Raw genomic sequence first — 21,337 nt, forward strand, 5'->3', positions numbered from 1 at the left:
ACTTTAGGCATTGCGGCTCTTCGGTGGGGGCACGTGGCGGTGGAGTACGTGGGAGGGGCGGTTTCGGGGGCGGCGGCGAGTCTGTTCGTGGTGGCGGAAGGCTGTCCAGCAGAGGGCGAGGGTGAGGGCGAAGGCCGGGAGCCAGAGGAGGCGGGCCGCTATCCAGGCCGGGGAGTCGGGTGTCGTGTGCAGACCTGGGAGGTGGGCGGCGGGGAGAGTGGCGGCCGTCGTGGCCGTCAGGGATGTCTGGTGCCAGAGGTAGATCGTCATCGCCGAGAGGTTGACGAGTGCCGTCGCCGCCCAGATGAGTGGGCGTGACATCGCTCGACGCAGGCGGTCGCGGAGGAGGAGGGCCAGACCGCACTGGGCCAGGCCGAAGGTGACGGCCGCCAAAGTCGGGGGGTCGAGGTTGGAGACGGAGGCGCCGGGGACACCGACCATCGACGCCGGGTAACCCGCGAAGGCGATCAGCGCCGCCGTGGCCGTCGTACCGCCCAGCAGCAGGACCCGGGCCGCGCGGCGGCTGTCCAGCTCGCCCCGGGTCCAGGCCGCGCCCAGGGTGTAGGGGACCAGCCAGCCGGCCGCCACGTTCACCCAGCCGAGCCAGGACGGGCCGGCATGCAGGCCGAAGCGCAGGATGTCCACGTGCAGGACGACCGCCAGGGGCCACAGGGGGTTGAGGCGGGTCAGGAGTGGAGTCGCGGCCGTCAGCGTGGCGAAGACCAGGAGGAACCAGAGCGGGGACAGGGCCAGTTTCACCAGGGTGTGGATCGTGGGCCATGGGGTGCCGAGGGCCAGGAGGGCCGTCGTGACCAGCATCCACAGGGACAGCAGTGCGGCGACCGGGCGGAGCAGTCGGGTCAGGCGGGCGCGCAGCCACTGGGGGTAGGTCTCGCCTCTGGCCTGTGCCGAGGCGAGGCTGCTGGTTGCCACGTGGCCGCCCACCAGGAAGAACACCGCCAGCGTCTGGAACAGCCAGGAGATCGGGGCCAGCCAGGGCATGCGCTGTAACGGGCTCGCCGTGTGCAGTCCGCCGTCCTCCGACACCAGCGCGGTGACCAGCCAGTGGCCCAGGACGACACCGAGGATCGCGAAGGCTCGCAGGGCGTCGACGGCGCGGTCCCGGGAAGCGGGGGTGGCTGCGTCGATGCGGAGAGCGGCCTCGCGGATTTTGGGGAGGGGTCGAAGAGGTCGAAGGGGGTGGGGGGAGTCGGTGGCGTGGTGGGGGTGGTGCAGGTGACGGGGGCGTGGGGGGTGGTAGTGAGTGCCTGGGGTGTGGGGGGTGGGCAGGGTTGTGTTTCCGGGTTGCGAGGAGTCGTCAGGCACGGGTCACCTCCGAAGGGACGCCGAGAGTGATCCGGGCCAGGTTGGCGAGGGAGGTCGAGCCCGGGGTGAAGTAGCCGCTGTGGTCGGCGTCGCCGGCGTCGAAGACCCGGGCGCCGAAGGCTCGGAAGACGGGGTCCGTGCCGAGACCGATGGTCTTTCCGAAGAGCGAGATTCGGGTGTGGGGCACGTGGGAGACCCAGTCGTTGCTGCCGCGCGCCGACCAGACGTGGGCGCGGGTGTGCAGGTCCGCGACCGAGTCCGCGCCGGTGCCGGGGCTGCCGATCAGGGCGATGTCGTCCGCGTCCAGGCCGGGGGCGGCGCGGCCGCAGACGACCGAGCCGTAGGAATGGCAGAGGAGGGTGATGCGGGCCGATGCGGGCGTGAGGTGGTGCAGGTCGCGAATGAAGGTGCGGAGGCGAGGGGCTGCTTCGTCGGCTCGGGTGGTGGTGGTGACTGTCGTGCTGACCGTGGCGGGGGTCTCGTAGCCGAGCCAGGCGATGACGGCCACGTGGGGATGGGTGTGCGTGGGGGTGGTGCTGCGTGCAGTGAGGTCTGAGTAGAGGGCCGATGCGGCTTTGTGGAAGCGGGCGTACGTGTCTATCGACGTGTCCGAGCCCGGGACCAGGACGGCGACGTTGGTGGCGTGGGGTAGGTCGCCGAGGACTTCTGTGGCTCGGCCGGTGCCTCGGCCGTCGTAGGTGAGGAGGTTGCGGGACGGGGATGCGAGGGCGCGGTCGGCTGTGGCGCGGTGGGGGTCGCCGTGGGCGGCGGCCATGTCGGCGGCCTGGGTGGCGTTGGCTCGGTTGGCCTCGTAGGTGGAGGCGAGGGTGGTCGGGGTGAGGGCGGTGATGGTGGGTGGGGTTGCTGGGGGTGGGGCGGGGATTTCGGGCCGGGCCGCGGCGGAGAGGGGGGCGACCAGGGCGGTGGTGAGGAGGGCGGTGAGGAGAGGGCGGAGGAGGCGGTGGGGGGTGGTGCGGGGCGGTTCTTGGTGCGGGGGTGTGGGTGGACACCCGGCCTCCGGCCGGGTTTGGGTTCCTACCCGCACCACCCGTGCAGCTTTCGTTTTCGGGCGCGGGTGGCCCCTGTGGGGTGGAATCGCCCTCGGCGGGTGCGGGTGAGGGGTGGGTGTTTGCCCCATGGGCGGGTTCCTTTCAGTGCGCCCGGCCATCGGGCTTTACTGACAAGGAAGTTAGGAATCGACGCGTGTCGTTCGCGTCCCGCCATGGAGCTGTTCTGGGATGTAGCTCTCAGGTACTACGGGTATGACCGGGTCAGCCCCTGAGGGGCATCGGAGGCGTCGGCAACACCGTCCGCTACCACGCCAGTTGAGCGATCTCCTCCGCCACCACCGCGCACGCGTCCGCCGCCGGGTCGATCAGCGGGAAGTGGCCCACGTCCTCCAGCAGGGTCAGGCCGACCACCTCCCCCGCCTTGGCCGCCGCGTCCGCGTACGACTCGGCCACCGCCTGCGGCACGACCACGTCCGTGCGGCCCTGGACAAGAGTGGTCGCGATGCCCGTGGGAAGGAGCAGGACCGGGTCCGCGTACGGCCGGCGTTCGGCGAAGTGCTCTTGTCCGCCCAGGAATTGCAGCGTGGCGTTTCCGCAGACGTTCAGTTTCTCCGCGACCTCGAAGTCCGCGATCGGGGCCAGCGCGACCACGCCACGCAGCTCGGCCGGGCCGTCCGTGCGCCAGGCCGCGTCGGCGGGGAGGACGTGGCGGGCCGCCGCCCACAGGGCGAGGTGACCGCCTGCCGAGTGGCCGGTGAGGACCATGCGGCGGGGATCGGCCTGCGGGAGGGCTTCGCGGACGAGGGCCGGGAGGGCGTCGAGGGCCGCCGCGACGTCGTCCAGGGTTTCGGGCCAGCGGCCCGCGAGGGGGGTTTCCTCGCTGTTCTGCCTCGGGATCGGGCTGTCGCCGCCTCGCCTGTACTCGACGTTGGCCACCGCGAAGCCTCGGCGGGCGAGGTAGTCCGCGAAGGGGGTGATGTGCCGGCGGTCGTAGCGGGCGCGCCAGGCGCCGCCGTGCAGGACGACGACGAGGGGGGCGAGGGGGGTGGACGTGCGGGGGGCGTAGAAGTCGATCACCTGGTCGGGGTGGTCGCCGTACGTGGCGGTGACGTCGGGGTCTACCGGGGGGTGTGAGAAGGCCGACTCCTCCTCGGCGGCGGCGCGGGCTGCTGCGGCGTCGTCCGGCATGCTCCAACCTCTCAGCGACGGAACGGGTTTGGCGGACCAGGTGAATTCTTCGGCGGCCGTTGGCGGGGACGCTATCAGGCTGGTGACGTGCGGGGATATGGGGATGTCACGCTGGGTGAGGGATAAACGGTTCTGTGAGGATTGAGGGATTGAGCGGTTGAGGGATGGGGGCGGGGGTGGGTTTCGTCCACCCCCGCCCTGGGATCGGTTGGTGTGGGGCGCGGCGGCGCCTAGCCCAGCACCTCCCCCAGCACCCAGGCCGCCCGCTCCACCTCGCCGAATCCCACATACAGCGGCGTGAACCCGAACCGCAGGACATCGGGATGCCGGAAGTCGCCCACGACTCCGCGCTCGATGAGCCGCTTCATCACCTTGCCGGCATCGGCGCAGCGCAGGGCGACCTGGCTGCCCCGTTCGTCATGCGCCTCCGGGGTCAGTGACTCGACGCGGCCGGGCTCGGTGCAGGCGGCGACGCACTCCAGGAAGAAGTCCGTCAGGGCGAGGGACTTGGCGCGGACGGCCGTGATGGACACGTCGTCCCAGATCTCCAGCGCCGCCTCCAGGGCCAGCATGGAGAGGATGTCCGGGGTGCCGACGCGGCCGCGCAGGGCGCCCGGGGCCGGGGTGTAGGCCGGGCTCATGCCGAAGGGTTCGGCATGGGAGTTCCAGCCGGGCAGGGGGGAGTCGAAGCGGTCCTGCAGCTCCTTGCGTACGTACAGGTACGCCGGTGAACCGGGGCCGCCGTTCAGGTACTTGTAGGTGCAGCCGACCGCCAGGTCGACCCCGTGCTCGTCCAGGCCGACCGGCAGCGCGCCCGCGCTGTGGCACAGGTCCCAGACCGCGAGGGCGCCGGACGCGTGGATCGCGGCCGTCAGCGCGGGCAGGTCGTGCAGGCGGCCGGTGCGGTAGTCGACGTGGTTCAGCAGGACCGCCGCCGTACGGTCGGTCAGGGCATCCCGCACCTCGCCCGGGGCCACGGGCCGCAGCGTCCGGCCGGTCATCCGCGCCGCCGACTCCGCGATGTAGCCGTCCGTCGGGAACGTCGTCGCGTCGACCAGGATCTCGTCACGCGCGTCCCCGGCCATCCGCACCGCCGCGACCAGCGCCTTGAAGACGTTGACGCTGGTCGAGTCGCCGACGACGATCTGGCCCTTCGCCGCGCCGACCAGCGGAGCGATCCGGTCGCCGATGCGCTCGGGCGCGGTCCACCAGCCGCTCTCGTCCCAGGAGCGGATGCGGAGCTCGCCCCACTGCCGGCGGACGACGTCCTGCAGCCGGTCGGGGACGTTCGCGGGCAGCGCGCCCAGAGAATTTCCGTCCAGGTAGACCACATCGTCGAGGACGAAGCGGGAGCGCAGCTCGGCCAGTTCGTCGGACGCGTCCAGCTTCCGGGCCCTCAGCGCCAGTTCGGTCATCTCAGACATGCGACCTCGCCGTCCACAGCTCGGGGAACACGTTCTTGCGGGCGCGCTTCTCCAGCCAGGCCACACCGGCGGAGCCGCCCGTGCCGGGCTTGGCGCCCATCGCGCGGCGGGTGGCGACCAGGTGGTCGTTGCGCCAGCGCCAGACCAGTTCCGCGACGTCGGTCAACGCCTCGCCGAGGCAGGCGAGTTCGGCGTCCTCGTCGCCGGAGTACACCGCCGTCCAGGCGGCCTCGACGGCGTCGGAGGGTTCGTAGCGCTGGGAGACGTCCCGGGTGAGGACCGCGTCCGGGATCGCGTGGCCGCGGCGCGCGAGGAGGCGTACGACCTCGTCGTAGAGGCTCGGCTCGTGCAGGGCCTTCTCCAGTTCCGCGTGGACGCGCGGGGCGCCGCGGTGCGGGACGAGCATGGAGGCGGACTTCTCGCCGAGCAGGAACTCCATGCGCCGGTACATCGCCGACTGGAAACCGGAACCTTCGCCGAGGGCGCTGCGGTAGGAGTTGAACTGGGCCGGGGTCAGCTGGCCGAGCGGCTTCCAGGAGGCGTTCAGCGCCTCCAGTTCCCGTACGGAGCGCTTCAGCGCGGCGACGGCGGTCGGGATGTCGTCCGAGCGCAGGGCCTTCGCGGCGGTCTCCCACTCGTGCACGACGACCGTGAACCACAGTTCCATGACCTGGGTCGTGACCAGGAAGACCATCTCTCCGGGATCCTCGGAGAGGGTGTGCTGGAGGTGGGTCAGCACGTCCGCCTTGACGTAGTCCTCGTACGGCGTCGTGCCGGCGAAGTCGAGATGCGGGGTCTCGGGCTCAGCGGCCTCGAAAGGTGGGTGAGCCTGTTGGGACATCGCTGTCTCCTGTTGTACTCCGGGTAGCGGTCCGCCCCTGCCGATGCCGGCACGGGGGCCCCGGTCCCCAACCGGAATCCTCAGCGATCCCCCCGGATACGGCAAGGCCCGCCTGCTGCCAGACGGGCCACACCGAAACCCCGAGGTAACCCGTACGGGTCAGCCCGGGGTCCGGGCCGGGATGGTCAGCCCAGGGTCTGGGCCGCCGTCGGCGAGGAGTCCTTCAGGAACTGCGTGCAACGCTCGTACTCGTCCTGCTCGCCGATCGCCTGCGCGGCGCGGGCGAGGCCGTGCAGGGCGCGCAGGAAGCCGCGGTTGGGCTCGTGCTCCCACGGCACCGGGCCGTGGCCCTTCCAGCCGTTGCGCCGCAGCGCGTCCAGGCCGCGGTGGTAGCCCGTACGGGCGTACGCGTACGACTCCACGACCGCGCCCCGCTCGAACGCGTCGTCGGCCAGCTGGGCCCAGGCGAGGGAGGAGGTGGGGTGCTGGGCGGCGACGTCCGCCGGCGCGACGCCGCTCGCCAGCAGCTCACGCGGCTCCGGGTCGTCGGGCAGGTGGGTGGGGGGCGGGCCGCCGAGGAGGTTCTCGTGAATCGTCATGGGTTCCAGTCTGCTGCATCGTCCTCGGTCGGTGACGGTTGCCCGTGCCCGCCCGCGGAAGCGCGGATTGCCGGTCCGGACCACCTGTTCCACGACACCGGCGTCGACAGGCCGATCGACGTCGTCCAGTACGTCCAGTGCTTCCTGAGCCGGCTCCGACGGCGCGGCCGGCGACCAGGGCAACCTGCTCGTCCTCGCCTTCCGGGCGAGCGGCACCGACGCCTCCGTCACGCAGTCGGATCAGCGCTGGAAGCCGTGGCCGACGTCGGCGCCGGGGTCTCGCGCTGCGGGCGCTCCAGGGGCGGGAACGGCACGCAGCCGTGGCGGCGGCACTCCGGGTGACGGCAGACGGGAGGCGGGCGGCGGACCAGGGTGAAGGCGATCACCGATCCCAGCACCAGCACGCCCGCGCAGATCGGCATCGCCCGGTCGAACGCCCGGTCGAAGGCGGCCGGGACGCGGTAGGCCTCCGGGCCCATGCCCGTCACCAGGGGCAGGGCGGCCACGGCGACCAGGCTGGCCGCCCGCGCCGCCGCGTTGTTGATGCCGCTGGCCAGGCCCGCCTGGGAGGTGTCGACGGAGGCGAGGACGGTCGCGGTCAGCGGCGCGACCAGGACGACCATGCCGGTGCCCATGACGAGCAGGGCCGGCAGGACGTCCGTGAGGTAGTTCGCGTCACGGCCCACCCGGAGCATCAGCAGCAGTCCCGTGGCGCACAGCAGCGGGCCGACGGTCAGCGGCAGCCGGGGGCCGATACGGTCGGCCAGCGCGCCGGAGCGGGACGAGAACAGCAGCATCATGACCGTGGTCGGGAGCAGGGCCGTACCAGCCGCCAGGGGCGAGTAGCCGGCCACGACCTGGAGCTGGAGCGCGGTGAGGAAGAAGAAGCCGCCGAAGGCCCCGTACACGCACAGGGTGACCAGGTTGACCGCTGTGAACTGGCGTGAGGCGAAGATGTCGAGCGGGAGCATCGGATCGGGGCGGTGCTTCTCGACGTACCCGAAGGCCAGGGCCGCGACCAGGCCCGCCACCCCGCTCACGGCCACCGTGGCGGAGGCCTCGGGGGCCTCGATCAGCGCGTACGTCAGCAGGGCGAGGGCGAGGGCGCCCAGGGCCGCGCCGAGGACGTCGAAACGGCCCTGCGGAAGGCCTCCGTCGCCTCCAGCCGCTCCCTTGAGACCTGCCGCTCCCTTGAGACCCTCCTCAGCTCCTCCCCGTTCCCCGGCCTCTCCCCCGGGCCCGGCCTCGCTCAGTGCGGCGGTCCGCGCGTCCGACTCGGGCACGTGCCGCAGGGCCACCGGCACGCACACCAGCGCGACCGGCACGTTCAGCAGGAAGACCCAGCGCCAGCCGGGGCCCTCCACCAGCCAGCCGCCCAGGAACGGGCCGACGGCCGCGCCGATCCCGCCGAAGCCGGACCACAGACCGACCGCCCGGCTGCGGTCGTCGGGGTGGAAGGAGGCCTGGATGAGCGCGAGGGAGCCCGGCGTGAGGAGCGCGCCGCCGATGCCCTGCAGGGCGCGGGCCGCGATCAGCACGCCCGAGGTCGGAGCGAGCCCGCACAGCAGGGAGGCCGCCGCGAACCAGACCACGCCGAGCACGAAGATCTTCCGGCGGCCGTAGTGGTCCCCGAGCGAGCCGCCCAGCAGGATCAGGCCGGCCAGCGTGACCATGTACGCGTTGACCGTCCACTGCAGGGCGGACAGGCTCGCGTCGAGGTCGACGCCGATGCGTGGGAGCGCCACGTTGACGACGGTCGAGTCCAGCATCGCCATGCTGGAGCCGAGCACGGTGGTGAGCAGGATCCACTTGCCCTGGGACGAGGCCAGCCGGACGTCGGGCATGCCTCCAGATATACAGCGGACCCGGCGCCGGGGCACCGGGTCCGCTGTACGCGCTGTACGCAGAGACGTCGTACGACGTACTTACTTGATCTTGTTGCCCGCCGAGCGCAGGTTGTTCGTGGCCTCGACGACGCGCGCGGCCATCGACGCCTCGGCCAGCTTGCCCCAGGTGCGCGGGTCGTAGGCCTTCTTGTTGCCGACCTCGCCGTCGACCTTCAGGACGCCGTCGTAGTTCTGGAACATGTGACCGGCGACCGGACGGGTGAAGGCGTACTGGGTGTCCGTGTCGATGTTCATCTTCACGACGCCGTTCTCCAGCGCGGTGCGGATCTCCTGCTCGGTGGAGCCGGAGCCGCCGTGGAAGACGAAGTCGAACGGGGACTGCTTGCCGAACTTGGCGGCGACGCCGTCGGCCAGGTCCTTCAGCAGCTCGGGACGCAGGACGACGTTGCCCGGCTTGTACACGCCGTGCACGTTGCCGAAGGAGGCGGCCAGCAGGTAGCGGCCCTTCTCGCCCAGGCCCAGGGCCTCGGCGGTGCGGATCGCGTCCTCGACCGTGGTGTACAGCTCGTCGTTGATCTCGTGCGAGACGCCGTCCTCCTCGCCACCGGTCGGGGTGATCTCCACCTCGAGGATGATGTTGGCGCGGCGGGCCTGCTCCAGCAGCTCCTGGGCGATGGACAGGTTGTCGGCGAGGGTCTCGGCGGAGCCGTCCCACATGTGCGACTGGAAGAGCGGGGTGCGGCCGGCCTTCACCCGCTCCTCGGAGAGGGCGAGCAGCGGACGGACGTACCCGTCGAGCTTGTCCTTCGGGCAGTGGTCGGTGTGCAGCGCGATCTGGACCGGGTACTTCTCGGCGATGATGTGCGCGTACTCGGCGAGCGCGACCGCGCCGGTCACCATGTCCTTGCTGTACTGGCCGCCGAGGAACTCGGCACCGCCGGTCGAGATCTGGACGATGCCGTCGCTCTCCGCCTCCGCGAAGCCGCGCAGCGCCGCGTTCAGGGTCTGGCTCGAGGTGACGTTGATGGCCGGGTAGGCGAACTTGCCTGCCTTCGCCCGGTCGAGCATCTCGTTGTAGACCTCGGGGGTTGCGATGGGCATCTGTCCGCTCCTTGTGTTGCGGGTGGTGGTGTTGCGTTACGGCCCTGACCTAGACCTTGTGGGGGGCGACGTCATCGTCGTCCCCATCTTTCCAGACCTGACCCGATGGACGGCCCAGCGGTCAAGCCCGGGGCAAGTCCAGGTCAATCCGGTGCGTCAGTCCAGACCCAGTTCATCCTTCGAGAAGGCGAAGAGGTACGGCACCCCCGCCTGCTCGGCGATCGCCTCGGCCGCCCCCGTCGCCCGGTCCACGATCGTCGCGACGGCGACGACCTCCGCGCCGGCCTCGCGCAGCGCCTCCACGGCGGTCAGCACGGAGCCGCCGGTGGTGGAGGTGTCCTCGACGGCCAGCACCCGGCGGCCCTTGACCTCGGCGCCCTCGATACGGCGCTGCAGGCCGTGCGCCTTGCCCGCCTTGCGGACCACGAACGCGTCCAGCGTCTTCCCGCGCGCGTGGGAGGCGTGCAGCATCGCGGTGGCCACCGGGTCGGCGCCCAGGGTGAGGCCGCCGACGGCCTCGAAGTCCAGCTCGGCGGTGAGGTCGAGCATGACCTGACCGACCATCGGCGCGGCCTCGCCGTCCAGCGTGATCCGGCGAAGGTCGATGTAGTAGTCGGCTTCCTTGCCCGACGACAGGGTCACCTTGCCGTGCACCACGGCCTTGTCCTTGATCTGCTGCAGCAGCGCGCCGCGTACGTCCGTCATGCCGCCAAGCTTAGAGGCGGCGCCAGCTCCAGGTGGTGAAGGCCTCCAGCGGTTCCAGCGGCGTGACCAGGCGCGGCCGGGTGTTCAGGCCGTTCGGCGGGCCGGTCTGCGGCTCCACGCAGACGGCCTCGGCCTGCTCGTCGTAGACGACCACCCACTCCTCGCGGCTGCTCACCTTCAGCTCCAGCTGTCCGGGCCAGGTGAGGGTGACGTCGACGCCGTCGGGCATGCCGAAGCAGTCGTCCCAGGGGCCGGGCTCGGGGTCGATGCGGTTGCCGGTGGGCAGGTGGTCGGCGCCGCGTTCCTCCTGCCAGGCGGGGGTGAAATCGAGGCGGGCGTCCTCGCCGCCGAGGTTGCGGTTGAACCAGGGGTGCCAGCCGAGCTGCGCCGGGAAGGAGTCGTCGTACGCCTCCACGGACATGGTCAGCGTCAGGCTGTCCTCGGTGAGCGTGACGACGTGGGTGACGCGGCCCCGGTGCGGCCAGGGGTCGACGAGGTCGTACGTGATGACCGCCTCGTGCTCCGCGGTGCGGGCGGTGCGCCAGGCGCCGTCGCGGGCGGTGCCGTGGATGGCGTGCGGCGGGGAGTTGAGCGGCATCTGGCGGACGATGCCGCCGTCCAGGAAGCGGCCGTCCCGGATGCGGCCGCACCAGGGGACCATCGGGAAGCAGCCGTAGCGGTGCCCTTGCCGCAGCAGTTCCAGGGTGTCGACCTTCAGGCTGCTGATACGGCCACCGGCGGCGGGGGTGACGCGTACCGATGTGTCGCCTGCTGTCAGCGTGATGTCTTCGTTACTCACGGGGAGACACTACTGGGGCGATCAAGGGGGCGTTCGCTGTTGCGGGGTTCGTGCGCCCACCCGCACCACCCGTGCGGGTTTCGTCGTCGGGTGCGGGTGGCCCCGGTGGGGCGTTGTTCGCCGTCGGCGGGTGCGGGTGGTTCGTGGGAGTGATTCCCACCCGCACCACCCGTGCGGCATTCGTTGTCAGGTGCGGGTGGCCCCTGTGGGGCGGAATCACCGTCGGCGGGTGCGGGCCGCCATCAGGTGAGTGCGGATGCGCCGTCCGGTGGGTGCGGATGCGTCGTCCGGTGGGTGCGGGTGCGCCGTCCGGTGGGTGTGGAAGTCAGCGGCGTTTGCGGAGGGCTCGGGTGAGGACGATGGCGGAGGCGAGGGCGAGGGCGGCGGCGGGGGCTGCCCAGCGCAGGGCCTGGTTGGAGGCGACGGTCTGGGGGGCCGGTACGGGGGCGTAGCGGCCTCGGGGCGGGGCGTGGTCGACCTCCTCCGCGCTGCGGCCGATCATCGTGCGCCGGGCGTGCGCGGCCTCGGCGGGAGGTTCGCCGGTGTCGGCGAAGTCGCCGGAGACGCGGTCGTCCAGGGGGGTCTCGGCGGAAGCGTCGCTGTCGTCGTCGGCCGCGTCCGGGTCCAGGGAGGACGGGGGGACGTCGGTGTCGAAGACGGAGGTGTGCTCGGGCTCGGGGGTCGGTTCGCTCGAGGCGAGCGTTGTCAGGAAACGGTTCAGCAGCCGGGTCGCCGCCGACGTCACCGCGTCCTGCGGAAGTTCGGCGATGCGGCCGTCCGCGTCCGCCGTGCCGTCGACCGTGACGGTGGTGCCGTCGTCGGTGTCCGTGAGGCGCAGGGTGAGGGCGAGTTTGACCGCGCCGGGGCCGCGGGACTCGGTGGCGTCGCCGTCGACGGCGTACGTGCCGTCCTCGCGGGCGATGACGCGGAGCGCTCCGCGATAGGTGACGGAGTGACCGCCCACGCGGAGTTTCAGGCGTCCGGCGACGGGGTCGGCGCCGGCGTCCTGCTGGAGCCCGGGGATCGACCGGGCGACCCGTGCGGGGTCGGCGAGGGCCGCTCTGAGCAGATCGGCCGGAACCGGGAGGAAGACCTGGTGCTCCATGTCGGCTCAGCCTACCCAGCGGGGGCCGGAAATCACCCTTCCCTGTGGTGGTGCGATGCGCGGTGTTGGTGCCGGCGCCAGGAGGTCAGTACCTCGGGTGTACGAGTGTCGAGGGCGGCAGGCCGTCGATCCGTGTGCGGCGGGCTGCCTGTTCGTCCGCTGTCAGGTCCTGGTCGGTCAGGGTGTGGAGGTGGGGGCCCTTCGGGTCCAGGGCGAGGCGTGGGGGTGTGGGGCCGGGGGTGGCGAGGAGGAAGCCCCAGTCGTGGGGGGCGCGGGTGGCGCCCGCCGAGCGGTCGGGGCCGGGGGTGAAGCCGGAGTCGTGGCCGAGGACGCGGTAGGGGGTGCTGGAGAAGCCGGCCGCGCGGAGGGTCTCGGCGACCGTCCAGAAGACGCGGGGACGGGTGGTGACGGGGCCGGCGTGGACGACGAGGCGGCCGTGGGGTGCGAGGACGCGGCGGGCGAGGCCGTAGAACTCCTGGGAGTACAGCTTGGTGCTGGCGGTGATGCCGGGGTCGGGGAGGTCCGCGACGACGACGTCGTAGCCGGCCTCGGGGGCCCGGTGCCGCAGCCAGCAGAGGGCGTCGGCGGTGGTGACGTGGACCCGGGGGTCGTCGTAGGCGTGGTCGTTGAGAGCCGACAGGCCCGGGTCCCGGCGGGCCAGGCGGATCAGGCCGGCGTCGAGTTCGACGACGTCGACGCGGCGCACGTCCGGCCGGCGCAGGACCTCACGGGCGGCCAGGCCGTCGCCGCCGCCGAGGATGAGGATGCGGGCGTGCGGGCCGGACAGCGCGGGGTGGACCAGGGCTTCGTGGTAGCGGCGCTCGTCGCGGCCGCCGACCCTCAGGCGGCCGTCCAGGAAGAGGTCGAGGGGCTTGCCGTCGGTGCCGCCGGCGAGGACGACCTCCTGGACGTCGGTCTGCAGGGCCACCCGGACGTCGGTGCCGTACACCGCGTGCCGGGCGGCGCGCTCGAACTCGTCGGCGAGGGCGGCGGCGGAGGCGAGGACACCCAGCACGGTGAGGCTGACGAGCAGCAGGGTCCAGCGGGCGCGGCGCGTCAGGTCGTGGCGGAACAGACCGAGGACCAGCGCGCCGCCCGCGACGACGTTGACCGTGCCGGTGAGCAGGGCGCCGGTCAACTGGCCGAAGAAGGGCAGGAGAAGGAAGGGAAAGGCGAGGCCCCCGACCAGCGCGCCCACGTAGTCCGCCGCGAAGAGGTCGGCGACCGCGCCGCCCGCGTCCTGGCGGCGGATGCGCTGGATCAGCTCCATCAGCAAGGGGACTTCGGCACCGACGAGCAGGCCGATGGCGAGGGAGAAGGCGACCAGGAGACAGCGCGGGCCGTCGGACCAGACCCCGCCCCAGCCGCCGGTCCAGGCGAAGACGGCGTACAGCGCCATCGCACTGCACCCGCCGACCAGTGCGAGGGCGCTCTCGATCGCGCCGAAGCCGGCGGCCGCGTGCCAGCGCAGCCGCTTGGCGCCGAGGGAGCCGATGCCCATCGCGAACACCATCACGGACAGCACCACGGAGGCCTGGGTGACCGAGTCGCCGATCAAGTACGAGGCGAACGCCACGAGTTCGAGTTCGTACACCAGTCCGCAGGCCGCACAGACGAAGACACACACGAGGACCAGGAACCGCCCGGTGCCGGGCCGGACGGGCAGCAGCGCGGGGCCTGTCCAGGGCGGGGCACCCGGGGGCGCGGGGGCGTGCGGTTCGATCACTCTGCGACGTTACGTCACACCCTCGGTACGCTTCGTCACCCACACGTGTGGAACTGGGGGCAGTTGACGCATTGTGGGTTTATGTCATCGGCGTGCGCCACCCAAGGGTGGCGCGAGGGCGACCGAAGGGTGACTCGTCTCAGTTCGGCCGGGCCGCCGGCGCCCGCACACCGACCCGGGTCCGCGTCGCCACCAACTGCCCGTCCTGCGGGTACGCGTGCCAGGTACGCCAGTGCACCTGGCCCTCGTGGCGGTGGGCCAGCAGCGCGGTGAAGGCGTGCGGACTGCCGGGGAAGACACCGGCGAGGCCCTGCGGATGGTCGGAGACCAGGGCGAGCAACTCCTGGGCCCGGCCCGCGAACGAGCCCGGAGTGAGCATCTCCACGCGCGCGGCGAACTGGTACTCCCAGTCGCCGATCCGCTTGGCGACGCCGAGCGGAAGGGGGGTGCTGGAGCCGGGAATGCACGCGACAGTCTCCGAACAGACGCCCCGCTCCTCCTCGAGCAGCACCTGGTGGGAGGCGCCCAGCAGTCTCAACTGCAGCTTTGCCCCGGCCAGTTCCAGGTCGAGAGTCGCCAGGGCAGGAAGCGGTTCGCGCCCCAGGGCCCAGGCGAGGTCGGCAGCACGCGTATCGGTGTACGAGGTGTTCAGGGTCGTGAGCATGGATCGGCTCCGCTAACACGCAATGAGGCAGGAGTGAGGTCCGGCGCACCTCGGTAGACACCGGGCGATTGGCCAGGTCGGCCCGACCGGGGAGAGGGTGTCTGCGGGACGCCCGAGGGCTGCGGTGGTGGTTTAGAGGGAATCATGAACAGTGGCCGCGCCACAGCGTTTTTACCCAAGTTCGGAGGGTTTCCATCCCTCAGAGGGCTCCACAGCTCAACTGTTCAACTACGGCGTACGCCGGGCGCGGGCCCCGGAGCGCCGGAGCCCGGTTCCCGCAACGCCGAGCGCCCGCCGGAAGCCTCTCCGGCGGGCACCCTGCCCCGCGGGGCGGCAACGGGTCAGCTCCCCCCGCCGCAGCCGCCACCGCCACCACACGACGAACCCCCGCCGCACGAAGAACCCCCGCACGAGTGTCCGCCACCGCAGGAGTGGCCCCCGTGACCCCCGTGCCCGCCGTGGCTCCCGTGCCCGCCCGAGGACGAGCCGGAGTCACCGCCGCCCCACACCCACCAGCTCGCACCACCGTCGTTGTACGACGAAGACGACGAGGACGACGAGCGGGACGCGCGCGACCGGCCGCTCTTGCCGAGCGGGACCCGGGCGTACCGCTGCTTCCTGCGCGCGCTGCTCACCGCCGCCACGACGACGATGCCGACGGCCACCACCAGGATGACGCCGAGGAACATGGCCCCACCCTCCTTCCGTTCCCCCGAAGCGGCCCCCCGTGGGCGCCTCGCTGTTGCCGCGTCTCGCGCGGTGACGGGGGGATGCCCGGCCGGTCCGACAGCCAAAGCAGAGTTGAGGAACTTCTGAGGGTGAATGCCTGGAAAAGGCCCCTGACCTGCTGAAACGCGGCCTCCGAATTGTGGCGGCCGCCGACGTGGGGCAGGGTGGTTCCGGGACCGGCGCATCACGGATGCCGGCTGTGGCTGTGGCTGATCGTCCATCCAGGCAGGCTCACGGAGGTGTCGTACATGGCTGAGAAGAACCCGGCGCAGGCGCCCCCGGCCGAGAGGCCCGAGGTCTCGCTGCCGCCCGAGGTCAAGCTGCTGCAGGAAGTCGCTCCGCCCTTCTTCCCCGAAGGCGGATCGGCGATGACGATCCTTGTCGAGTGGCCTCCTGGTCACCCCGGGCTCCCTCCGCATCGCCACTCGGGCCCGTCGTTCGGCTACGTGATGGAGGGCGCGCTCCGGTTCGAGCTCGAGGGTGAGCCGGAGCGTGTGGTCGAGGCCGGTGGGACGTTCTGGGAGCCCGGCGGCGACGTGATCCACTACCAGGACGGCAACGCCCTCACGGACGCACAGACCAAGTTCGTGGTGACCATGGTGTGCGCGCCGGGTCAGCCGATGCTCACGCTGGTCGACGAGGAGGAGCTGAAGGAACGGGCGCACCTGCGCGCCCCGCGTCCCTCCGAAGGCTGACGCCTTCGACAAGGTGAGTTGAGGAACTCCAGACCCTGGGCGCAGGATGGCCGGCATGACCTCCACCGCGCGCCCCCACCTCAATCGCCGGCTCGCCGAGTTCGGGACGACGATCTTCGCCGAGATGTCCGCCCTCGCCACCGCGACCGGGTCGATCAACCTGGGCCAGGGCTTCCCGGACACCGACGGCCCCGAGGAGATCAGGGAGGCGGCCGTACGGGCACTGCGCGACGGGCGCGGCAACCAGTACCCGCCGGGTCCGGGCATCCCCGAGCTGCGCACCGCGATCGCCGCGCACCAGTTGCGCCGCTACGGGCTGTCGTACGACCCCGACGCCGAGGTGCTGGTCACGGCGGGCGCGACGGAGGCCATCGCGGCGTCCCTGCTGGCGCTGCTGGAGCCGGGTGACGAGGTGGTGGCGCTGGAGCCGTACTACGACTCCTACGCGGCGAGCATCGCGATGGCGGGCGGCCGGCGCGTCCCGGTGACCCTGCGGCCCTCCTTCGGCGAAGGCGCCCGCTTCCGCCTGGACCTCGACGAGCTCCGCGCCGCGGTCACCGACCGCACCCGCCTCCTGCTGATCAACACCCCGCACAACCCGACCGGTGCGGTCCTCACGCGCGCGGAGCTGGCCGCGATCGCCGAGCTGGCGGTGGAGCGGGACCTGCTGGTGGTGACCGACGAGGTCTACGAGCACCTGGTCTTCGACGACGCCGAGCACGTGCCGCTCGCCACGTTCCCGGGGATGCGCGAGCGGACGGTGACGATCGGGTCGGCAGGCAAGACGTACTCGTTCACCGGCTGGAAGGTCGGCTGGGTGACGGCGGCGCCGGAACTGGTCACGGCGGTCCGGTCGGCGAAGCAGTTCCTGACGTACGTGTCGGCGGGGCCGTTCCAGTACGCGGTGGCGGAGGCCCTCGCGCTGCCCGACGCGTACTACGACGACTTCCGGCGGGGCATGCGGGCGCGCCGGGACATCCTCGCCGAGGGGCTGACCCAGGCCGGTTTCGAGGTGTTCCAGCCTGCCGGCACCTACTTCATCACCACCGACATCCGGCCCCTCGGCGAGAAGGACGGCTTCGCCTTCTGCCGGGCCCTGCCGGAGCGGGCGGGCGTGGTGGCCATCCCCAACGCCGTCTTCTACGACGACCGCGAGGCGGGCGCGCCGTTCGTACGGTTCGCGTTCTGCAAGCGGGAGGAGGTGCTCCGGGAGGCGGCGGAGCGACTGCGCGGCATGTGAGCGGCACAGCGGCCGCGCGCGGCGCAACTCGGCCTGGCCCGGGGGCGGCGGCCCCCGGACCCTGCCCGGGGCCGGCTACTCCCCGTCGTCCTCGGGCTTCTCCGTGTCGTCGGCCTCGTTGACGGCCTGCTCCAGGCCCAGCTGCTCGACCAGCCACTTGTCGAACTCGATCGCGGCCCGCACCCAGCTGACCGTGGAGGAGACGAAGTGGTTGAGGTCGACGCCGGTGCCGATCAGCATCTGGGCCTCGCCGATGAGGCGGACGGTGCCGTCGTCGTGGGTGTGGGTGTACACCTTGGGCCACAGGGTGCGGCGGTTCCAGTCGTCGACGGACTCCAGCAGCTGGGGCTTCTCGTCGATCTTGTGGGGGCGGTCGTAGAAGGTCCGCACCGAGAAGACCGCCTGCTCGGCCTCCCCGCGGAACATGAAGTATGTGCGGAACTGCTCCCAGGGCGCCGCGAGGTCACCCTCCTCGTCGACGACGTACTTCAGCTCCATCTGGTCGAGGAGCTGCTTCACGAGGTCCTGATCCGGGACGACGGGGCCCGCCGGTCCTTGGGGCTGCGGCTCGGGCTGGCCCCCGAAGTTCGGAATCGAGGACGGGTCGATGGACATATTTGGATACTCCTGCGGTCGTCTGGCTCGTCCGGCCATCGCTGAAGCCAGACGTACAACCCACCCTCTCGCTCTTGCCCCGCCCCCGGCAAGCGACTCAGCCGACGGCCCCCATCAGCCGGCCGATCATCGGTGCGAGTACCAGAATCCCTGGTCCAGCCCGGCGGGAGATACATGTGCAACGTGCCTGACTTGTGCGTTCCCTCGCAGAAACAGCGGACGCCGGCCTTGAGGAGCGCGGATCACGGCTCTCACAGGGGATGGCCAGCCCCGGCGGGGCTCTGTCAGCCGTTGGCTGGCAGGATCCGGCTGGTCGGGTGGCAGGCCGGAGGACGGAGGGGGTCGGATGGCGGTACGGGGGCGGACCAGATGGTGGGTGGTGTCGGCGATCGTGGGGCTTCCGGTGCTGCTCCTGGGCGCGGCGGTGGTGACGTTCGCGACCTCGGACCATCCACTCGGCGGTGAGCCCGAGAAGGTGCCGTGCGCCGAGGCCCTGGCCTTCGGCGGGGCGCGGTTGCCGAAGGAGGCGTACGGCGCGCGGTGCACGGTCCAGACGTGGCTGGACACCAGGTACGTGGCCCGGTTCCGGATGCCCCGTGAGGCGGTGGACGACTGGTTGGAAGCCGCCTATCCGGAGGCGCCGGAGCCGGAGACGGAGTCCTGTTATCCGGAGTCCGTCGACCTGTGTCTGCACCTGGACATGACCGCGGGCGGCGCGTACTACGCCGGAGAGGTCCCGGGCGCGTCCGGCCCCGGCTTCGGCGCGAACGGCGTGGACGTCGACGTGGCGTGGGAGGACGGGGACACGGCCCTGGTGGAGTTCACGGCGTTCACGGTGTGAACGGCGCTCACGAGTGACCTGGGTGAGCGATGATGCGGTCATGCGCATACCAAGACCGGCCCGATGGGTGTTGTGGGCCCTGTGGCTGGGGTGTCTGGGGTTCTCGGTCTGGTTCTTCTGGACGCTGTACGTCGCGATGAGCAGCGTCTGAGCCGGACGGCGTGACGCGACGGCCCCTCCCGACGGCCCACCGAAGGTGAGTGGAGGGAGGGGCCGCACGCCGCGATGCGTCCTACAGCGTCTTGCCCGTCGCCGGACCCACCAGCAGGCCCTCGCCGAAGCGGTCCACGCGGACCGTGTCGCCGTCCTTGATCTCGCCGGAGAGGATCTCCCTGGCGAGCCGGTCGCCGATGGCGGTCTGGACGAGGCGGCGCAGCGGGCGGGCGCCGTAGGCCGGGTCGTTGCCCTCGTCCGCCAGCCAGGCCAGGGCCTCGGGTGTGACGTCCAGGGTGAGCCGGCGCTCGGCCAGCCGCTTGGCGAGCCGGTCGATCTGGAGCCGGGCGATCCGGGCCAGCTCGTCCTTGTTCAGGGCCGAGAAGACGACCAGGTCGTCGAGCCGGTTGAGGAACTCCGGCTTGAAGGAGGCGCGGACGATCTCCAGCACCTGCTCCTTCTTCTCCGCCTCGCCGAGCAGCGGGTCGACCAGGTACTGGCTGCCCAGGTTGGAGGTGAGTACCAGGATGGTGTTGCGGAAGTCGACCGTGCGGCCCTGACCGTCGGTCAGGCGGCCGTCGTCCAGGACCTGGAGGAGGATGTCGAAGACCTCGGGGTGGGCCTTCTCCACCTCGTCCAGCAGGATCACGGTGTAGGGGCGGCGGCGGACGGCCTCGGTGAGCTGGCCGCCCTCCTCGTAGCCGACGTAGCCGGGGGGCGCGCCGACCAGGCGGGCGACGCTGTGCTTCTCGCTGTACTCGGACATGTCGATGCGGACCATGGCCCGCTCGTCGTCGAAGAGGAAGTCGGCGAGGGCTTTGGCGAGTTCGGTCTTGCCGACGCCGGTGGGGCCGAGGAAGAGGAAGGAGCCGGTGGGGCGGTCGGGGTCGGCGATGCCCGCGCGGGCCCGCCGTACGGCGTCGCTCACGGCGCGGACGGCCTCGGTCTGGCCGATGAGCCGCTTGCCGAGCTCGTCCTCCATGCGCAGCAGCTTCTGCGTCTCGCCCTCCAGGAGGCGGCCGGCGGGGATGCCGGTCCAGGCGGCGACGACGTCGGCGATGTCGTCGGCGCCGACCTCCTCCTTGACCATGGTGTCCTTGGCGACCTCCTCCTCCGCGGCGGAGGCGGCCTCCAACTCCTTCTCCAGGGTGGGGATCTCGCCGTACAGCAGCTTGGCGGCGCGGTCGAAGTCACCGTCGCGCTGGGCGCGTTCGGCCTGGCCGCGCAGGTCGTCCAGCTGCTCCTTCAGCTCGCCGACCCGGTTGAGGGACTGCTTCTCCTTCTCCCAGCGGGCGGTCAGGCCCCGCAGCTCCTCCTCCCGGTCGGCGAGGTCGCGGCGCAGCTTCTCCAGGCGTTCGCGGGAGGCCGGGTCGGTCTCCTTGGCGATCGCCAGCTCCTCCATCTTCAACCGGTCGACGGAGCGCTGGAGTTCGTCGATCTCGACGGGAGAGGAGTCGATCTCCATGCGCAGGCGCGAGGCGGCCTCGTCGACGAGGTCGATGGCCTTGTCGGGCAGGAAGCGGGAGGTGATGTACCGGTCGGACAGGGTGGCGGCGGCCACCAGCGCGCTGTCCGCGATCTGCACCTTGTGGTGGGCCTCGTACCGGCCCTTCAGGCCGCGCAGGATGGCGACGGTGTCCTCGACGGTCGGCTCGGCGACCAGCACCTGCTGGAAGCGGCGCTCCAGGGCGGGGTCCTTCTCGATCCGCTCCCGGTACTCGTCCAGGGTGGTGGCGCCGACCATGCGCAGCTCGCCGCGGGCCAGCATCGGCTTGAGCATGTTGCCGGCATCCATGGCGGAGTCGCCGCCGGCGCCGGCTCCCACGACGGTGTGCAGCTCGTCGATGAAGGTGATGATCTGCCCGTCGGAGTCCTTGATCTCGCCGAGCACGGCCTTCAGCCGCTCCTCGAACTCACCGCGGTACTTGGCCCCGGCGACCATCGCGCCGAGGTCGAGGGAGACCAGCCGCTTGTTCTTCAGCGACTCGGGCACGTCGCCCTTCACGATCCGCTGGGCGAGCCCCTCGACCACGGCGGTCTTGCCGACGCCGGGCTCGCCGATGAGGACGGGGTTGTTCTTCGTACGACGGCTCAGCACCTGCACGACCCGCCGGATCTCCTGGTCCCGGCCGATGACCGGGTCGAGGCGGCCCTCGCGGGCGGCGGCGGTGAAGTCGGTCCCGAACTTCTCCAGGGCCTTGTACTGGCCCTCCGGATCGGCGGTGGTCACGCGGCGTCCTCCCCTGGCCTTCTGGAAGGCCTCCTGCAGCTTCTTCGCGTCGGCACCCTGATTCTGGAGCACCTCGCCGGCCGCGCCGCCCTTGGCCGCGATGCCGATGAGCAGGTGCTCGGTGGACAGGTACTCGTCGCCGAGTTCCTTCGCGCGCTCGGCGGCGTCCGCGAGCACGGCGAGGAGTTCACGGTTCGGCTGCGGGGGTGCGACGGTGGAGCCGGTCACGCTGGGCAGCCCGGCGAGCACGCGCTCGGCCCCGGAGCGTACGGCGGCCTGGTCGGCGTCGACGGCGGCGAGCAGGTCGGTGATGTTCTCGTTGTCCTGCCCCGCGAGCAGCGCCAGCAGCAGATGGGCGGGCACCAGATCCGGGTGCCCGTCGGTCACGGCCCGCTGGCTGGCCGCGTTGATCGCGTCCCGGCTCCTGTTGGTCAGCTCGGCGTCCACGGTCCCTGTCTCCTCCTCGGCATCGGCCCCGACGGCCACGTCTCCCACTGTT

The 21,337-nt window shown here is 71.6% G+C and carries 19 protein-coding genes; 3 read left to right on the top strand and 16 right to left on the bottom strand.

Features of this window, described 5'->3' with window-relative positions; translation table 11 throughout:
* Window positions 1-3 precede the first annotated feature (3 nt).
* The 14 genes from ABZ865_RS16480 to ABZ865_RS16545 all read right to left on the bottom strand — a co-directional run bounded on the left by ABZ865_RS16480 (window position 4) and on the right by ABZ865_RS16545 (window position 15,024).
* Entirely contained in the window at window positions 4-1,170 is a 1,167-nt protein-coding gene (locus ABZ865_RS16480; protein WP_361231183.1) for an acyltransferase, read from the bottom strand.
* Window positions 1,171-1,318: 148 nt separating this feature from the next.
* Entirely contained in the window at window positions 1,319-2,245 is a 927-nt protein-coding gene (locus tag ABZ865_RS16485; protein ID WP_361231185.1) for an alpha/beta hydrolase, read from the bottom strand.
* A gap of 394 nt (window positions 2,246-2,639) precedes the next feature.
* On the bottom strand, window positions 2,640-3,524 hold the full coding sequence (locus ABZ865_RS16490; RefSeq protein WP_361230267.1) for an alpha/beta hydrolase: 885 nt from the start codon (window positions 3,522-3,524) through the stop codon (window positions 2,640-2,642).
* A gap of 230 nt (window positions 3,525-3,754) precedes the next feature.
* Complete coding sequence (gene kynU / locus ABZ865_RS16495) at window positions 3,755-4,939, bottom strand: kynureninase (RefSeq protein WP_361231187.1); 1,185 nt, start codon at window positions 4,937-4,939, stop codon at window positions 3,755-3,757.
* 1 nt (window position 4,940) lies between these two features.
* On the bottom strand, window positions 4,941-5,789 hold the full coding sequence (locus ABZ865_RS16500) for a tryptophan 2,3-dioxygenase family protein (protein WP_361230270.1): 849 nt from the start codon (window positions 5,787-5,789) through the stop codon (window positions 4,941-4,943).
* 185 nt (window positions 5,790-5,974) lie between these two features.
* A complete protein-coding gene (locus ABZ865_RS16505; RefSeq protein ID WP_361230273.1) occupies window positions 5,975-6,388 on the bottom strand; it encodes a DUF3151 domain-containing protein in 414 nt (137 codons plus the stop codon).
* A gap of 227 nt (window positions 6,389-6,615) precedes the next feature.
* Window positions 6,616-8,232: an MFS transporter gene (locus ABZ865_RS16510; protein WP_361230276.1), complete on the bottom strand. Its 1,617-nt coding sequence runs from the start codon at window positions 8,230-8,232 to the stop codon at window positions 6,616-6,618.
* 81 nt (window positions 8,233-8,313) lie between these two features.
* Window positions 8,314-9,336 carry a class II fructose-bisphosphate aldolase gene (fbaA, locus tag ABZ865_RS16515; protein ID WP_361230279.1) on the bottom strand — a complete coding sequence of 341 codons (1,023 nt, stop codon included), beginning with the start codon at window positions 9,334-9,336 and terminating at the stop codon, window positions 8,314-8,316.
* A gap of 156 nt (window positions 9,337-9,492) precedes the next feature.
* Complete coding sequence (gene pyrE / locus ABZ865_RS16520; protein WP_361230282.1) at window positions 9,493-10,041, bottom strand: orotate phosphoribosyltransferase; 549 nt, start codon at window positions 10,039-10,041, stop codon at window positions 9,493-9,495.
* A 10-nt stretch (window positions 10,042-10,051) separates the two neighbouring features.
* On the bottom strand, window positions 10,052-10,840 hold the full coding sequence (locus tag ABZ865_RS16525; RefSeq protein WP_361230285.1) for an aldose 1-epimerase: 789 nt from the start codon (window positions 10,838-10,840) through the stop codon (window positions 10,052-10,054).
* A gap of 325 nt (window positions 10,841-11,165) precedes the next feature.
* Window positions 11,166-11,945 carry an SRPBCC family protein gene (locus ABZ865_RS16530; protein WP_361230288.1) on the bottom strand — a complete coding sequence of 260 codons (780 nt, stop codon included), beginning with the start codon at window positions 11,943-11,945 and terminating at the stop codon, window positions 11,166-11,168.
* A gap of 85 nt (window positions 11,946-12,030) precedes the next feature.
* Entirely contained in the window at window positions 12,031-13,671 is a 1,641-nt protein-coding gene (locus ABZ865_RS16535; protein ID WP_361230291.1) for a polyamine aminopropyltransferase, read from the bottom strand.
* Window positions 13,672-13,810: 139 nt separating this feature from the next.
* Window positions 13,811-14,335 (bottom strand): DUF2617 family protein, encoded by a 525-nt coding sequence (locus ABZ865_RS16540; RefSeq protein ID WP_361230294.1) that lies wholly within the window; start codon window positions 14,333-14,335, stop codon window positions 13,811-13,813.
* A 341-nt stretch (window positions 14,336-14,676) separates the two neighbouring features.
* A complete protein-coding gene (locus tag ABZ865_RS16545) occupies window positions 14,677-15,024 on the bottom strand; it encodes a hypothetical protein (protein ID WP_361230297.1) in 348 nt (115 codons plus the stop codon).
* Between the two features lie 288 nt (window positions 15,025-15,312).
* Between ABZ865_RS16545 and ABZ865_RS16550 the strand changes: the two genes are divergently transcribed.
* Both ABZ865_RS16550 and ABZ865_RS16555 read left to right on the top strand, forming a co-directional pair.
* Entirely contained in the window at window positions 15,313-15,759 is a 447-nt protein-coding gene (locus tag ABZ865_RS16550; protein ID WP_361230300.1) for a cupin domain-containing protein, read from the top strand.
* A 46-nt stretch (window positions 15,760-15,805) separates the two neighbouring features.
* Window positions 15,806-16,999: a pyridoxal phosphate-dependent aminotransferase gene (locus ABZ865_RS16555; protein WP_361230303.1), complete on the top strand. Its 1,194-nt coding sequence runs from the start codon at window positions 15,806-15,808 to the stop codon at window positions 16,997-16,999.
* 75 nt (window positions 17,000-17,074) lie between these two features.
* Here ABZ865_RS16555 and ABZ865_RS16560 read toward each other — a convergent pair whose 3' ends face one another.
* Window positions 17,075-17,614 carry a YbjN domain-containing protein gene (locus ABZ865_RS16560; protein ID WP_361230306.1) on the bottom strand — a complete coding sequence of 180 codons (540 nt, stop codon included), beginning with the start codon at window positions 17,612-17,614 and terminating at the stop codon, window positions 17,075-17,077.
* 346 nt (window positions 17,615-17,960) lie between these two features.
* Here ABZ865_RS16560 and ABZ865_RS16565 point away from each other — a divergent pair, with 346 nt between their 5' ends.
* A complete protein-coding gene (locus ABZ865_RS16565) occupies window positions 17,961-18,455 on the top strand; it encodes a hypothetical protein (protein WP_361230308.1) in 495 nt (164 codons plus the stop codon).
* Window positions 18,456-18,687: 232 nt separating this feature from the next.
* Here the strand turns inward: ABZ865_RS16565 and clpB are convergent, their stop codons facing one another.
* Window positions 18,688-21,285 (bottom strand): ATP-dependent chaperone ClpB, encoded by a 2,598-nt coding sequence (gene clpB / locus ABZ865_RS16570; RefSeq protein ID WP_361231189.1) that lies wholly within the window; start codon window positions 21,283-21,285, stop codon window positions 18,688-18,690.
* Between the last annotated feature and the right edge of the window lie 52 nt (window positions 21,286-21,337).

It is taken from the genome of Streptomyces sp. NPDC047085, assembly GCF_040643735.1.
Lineage (GTDB): Bacteria > Actinomycetota > Actinomycetes > Streptomycetales > Streptomycetaceae > Streptomyces.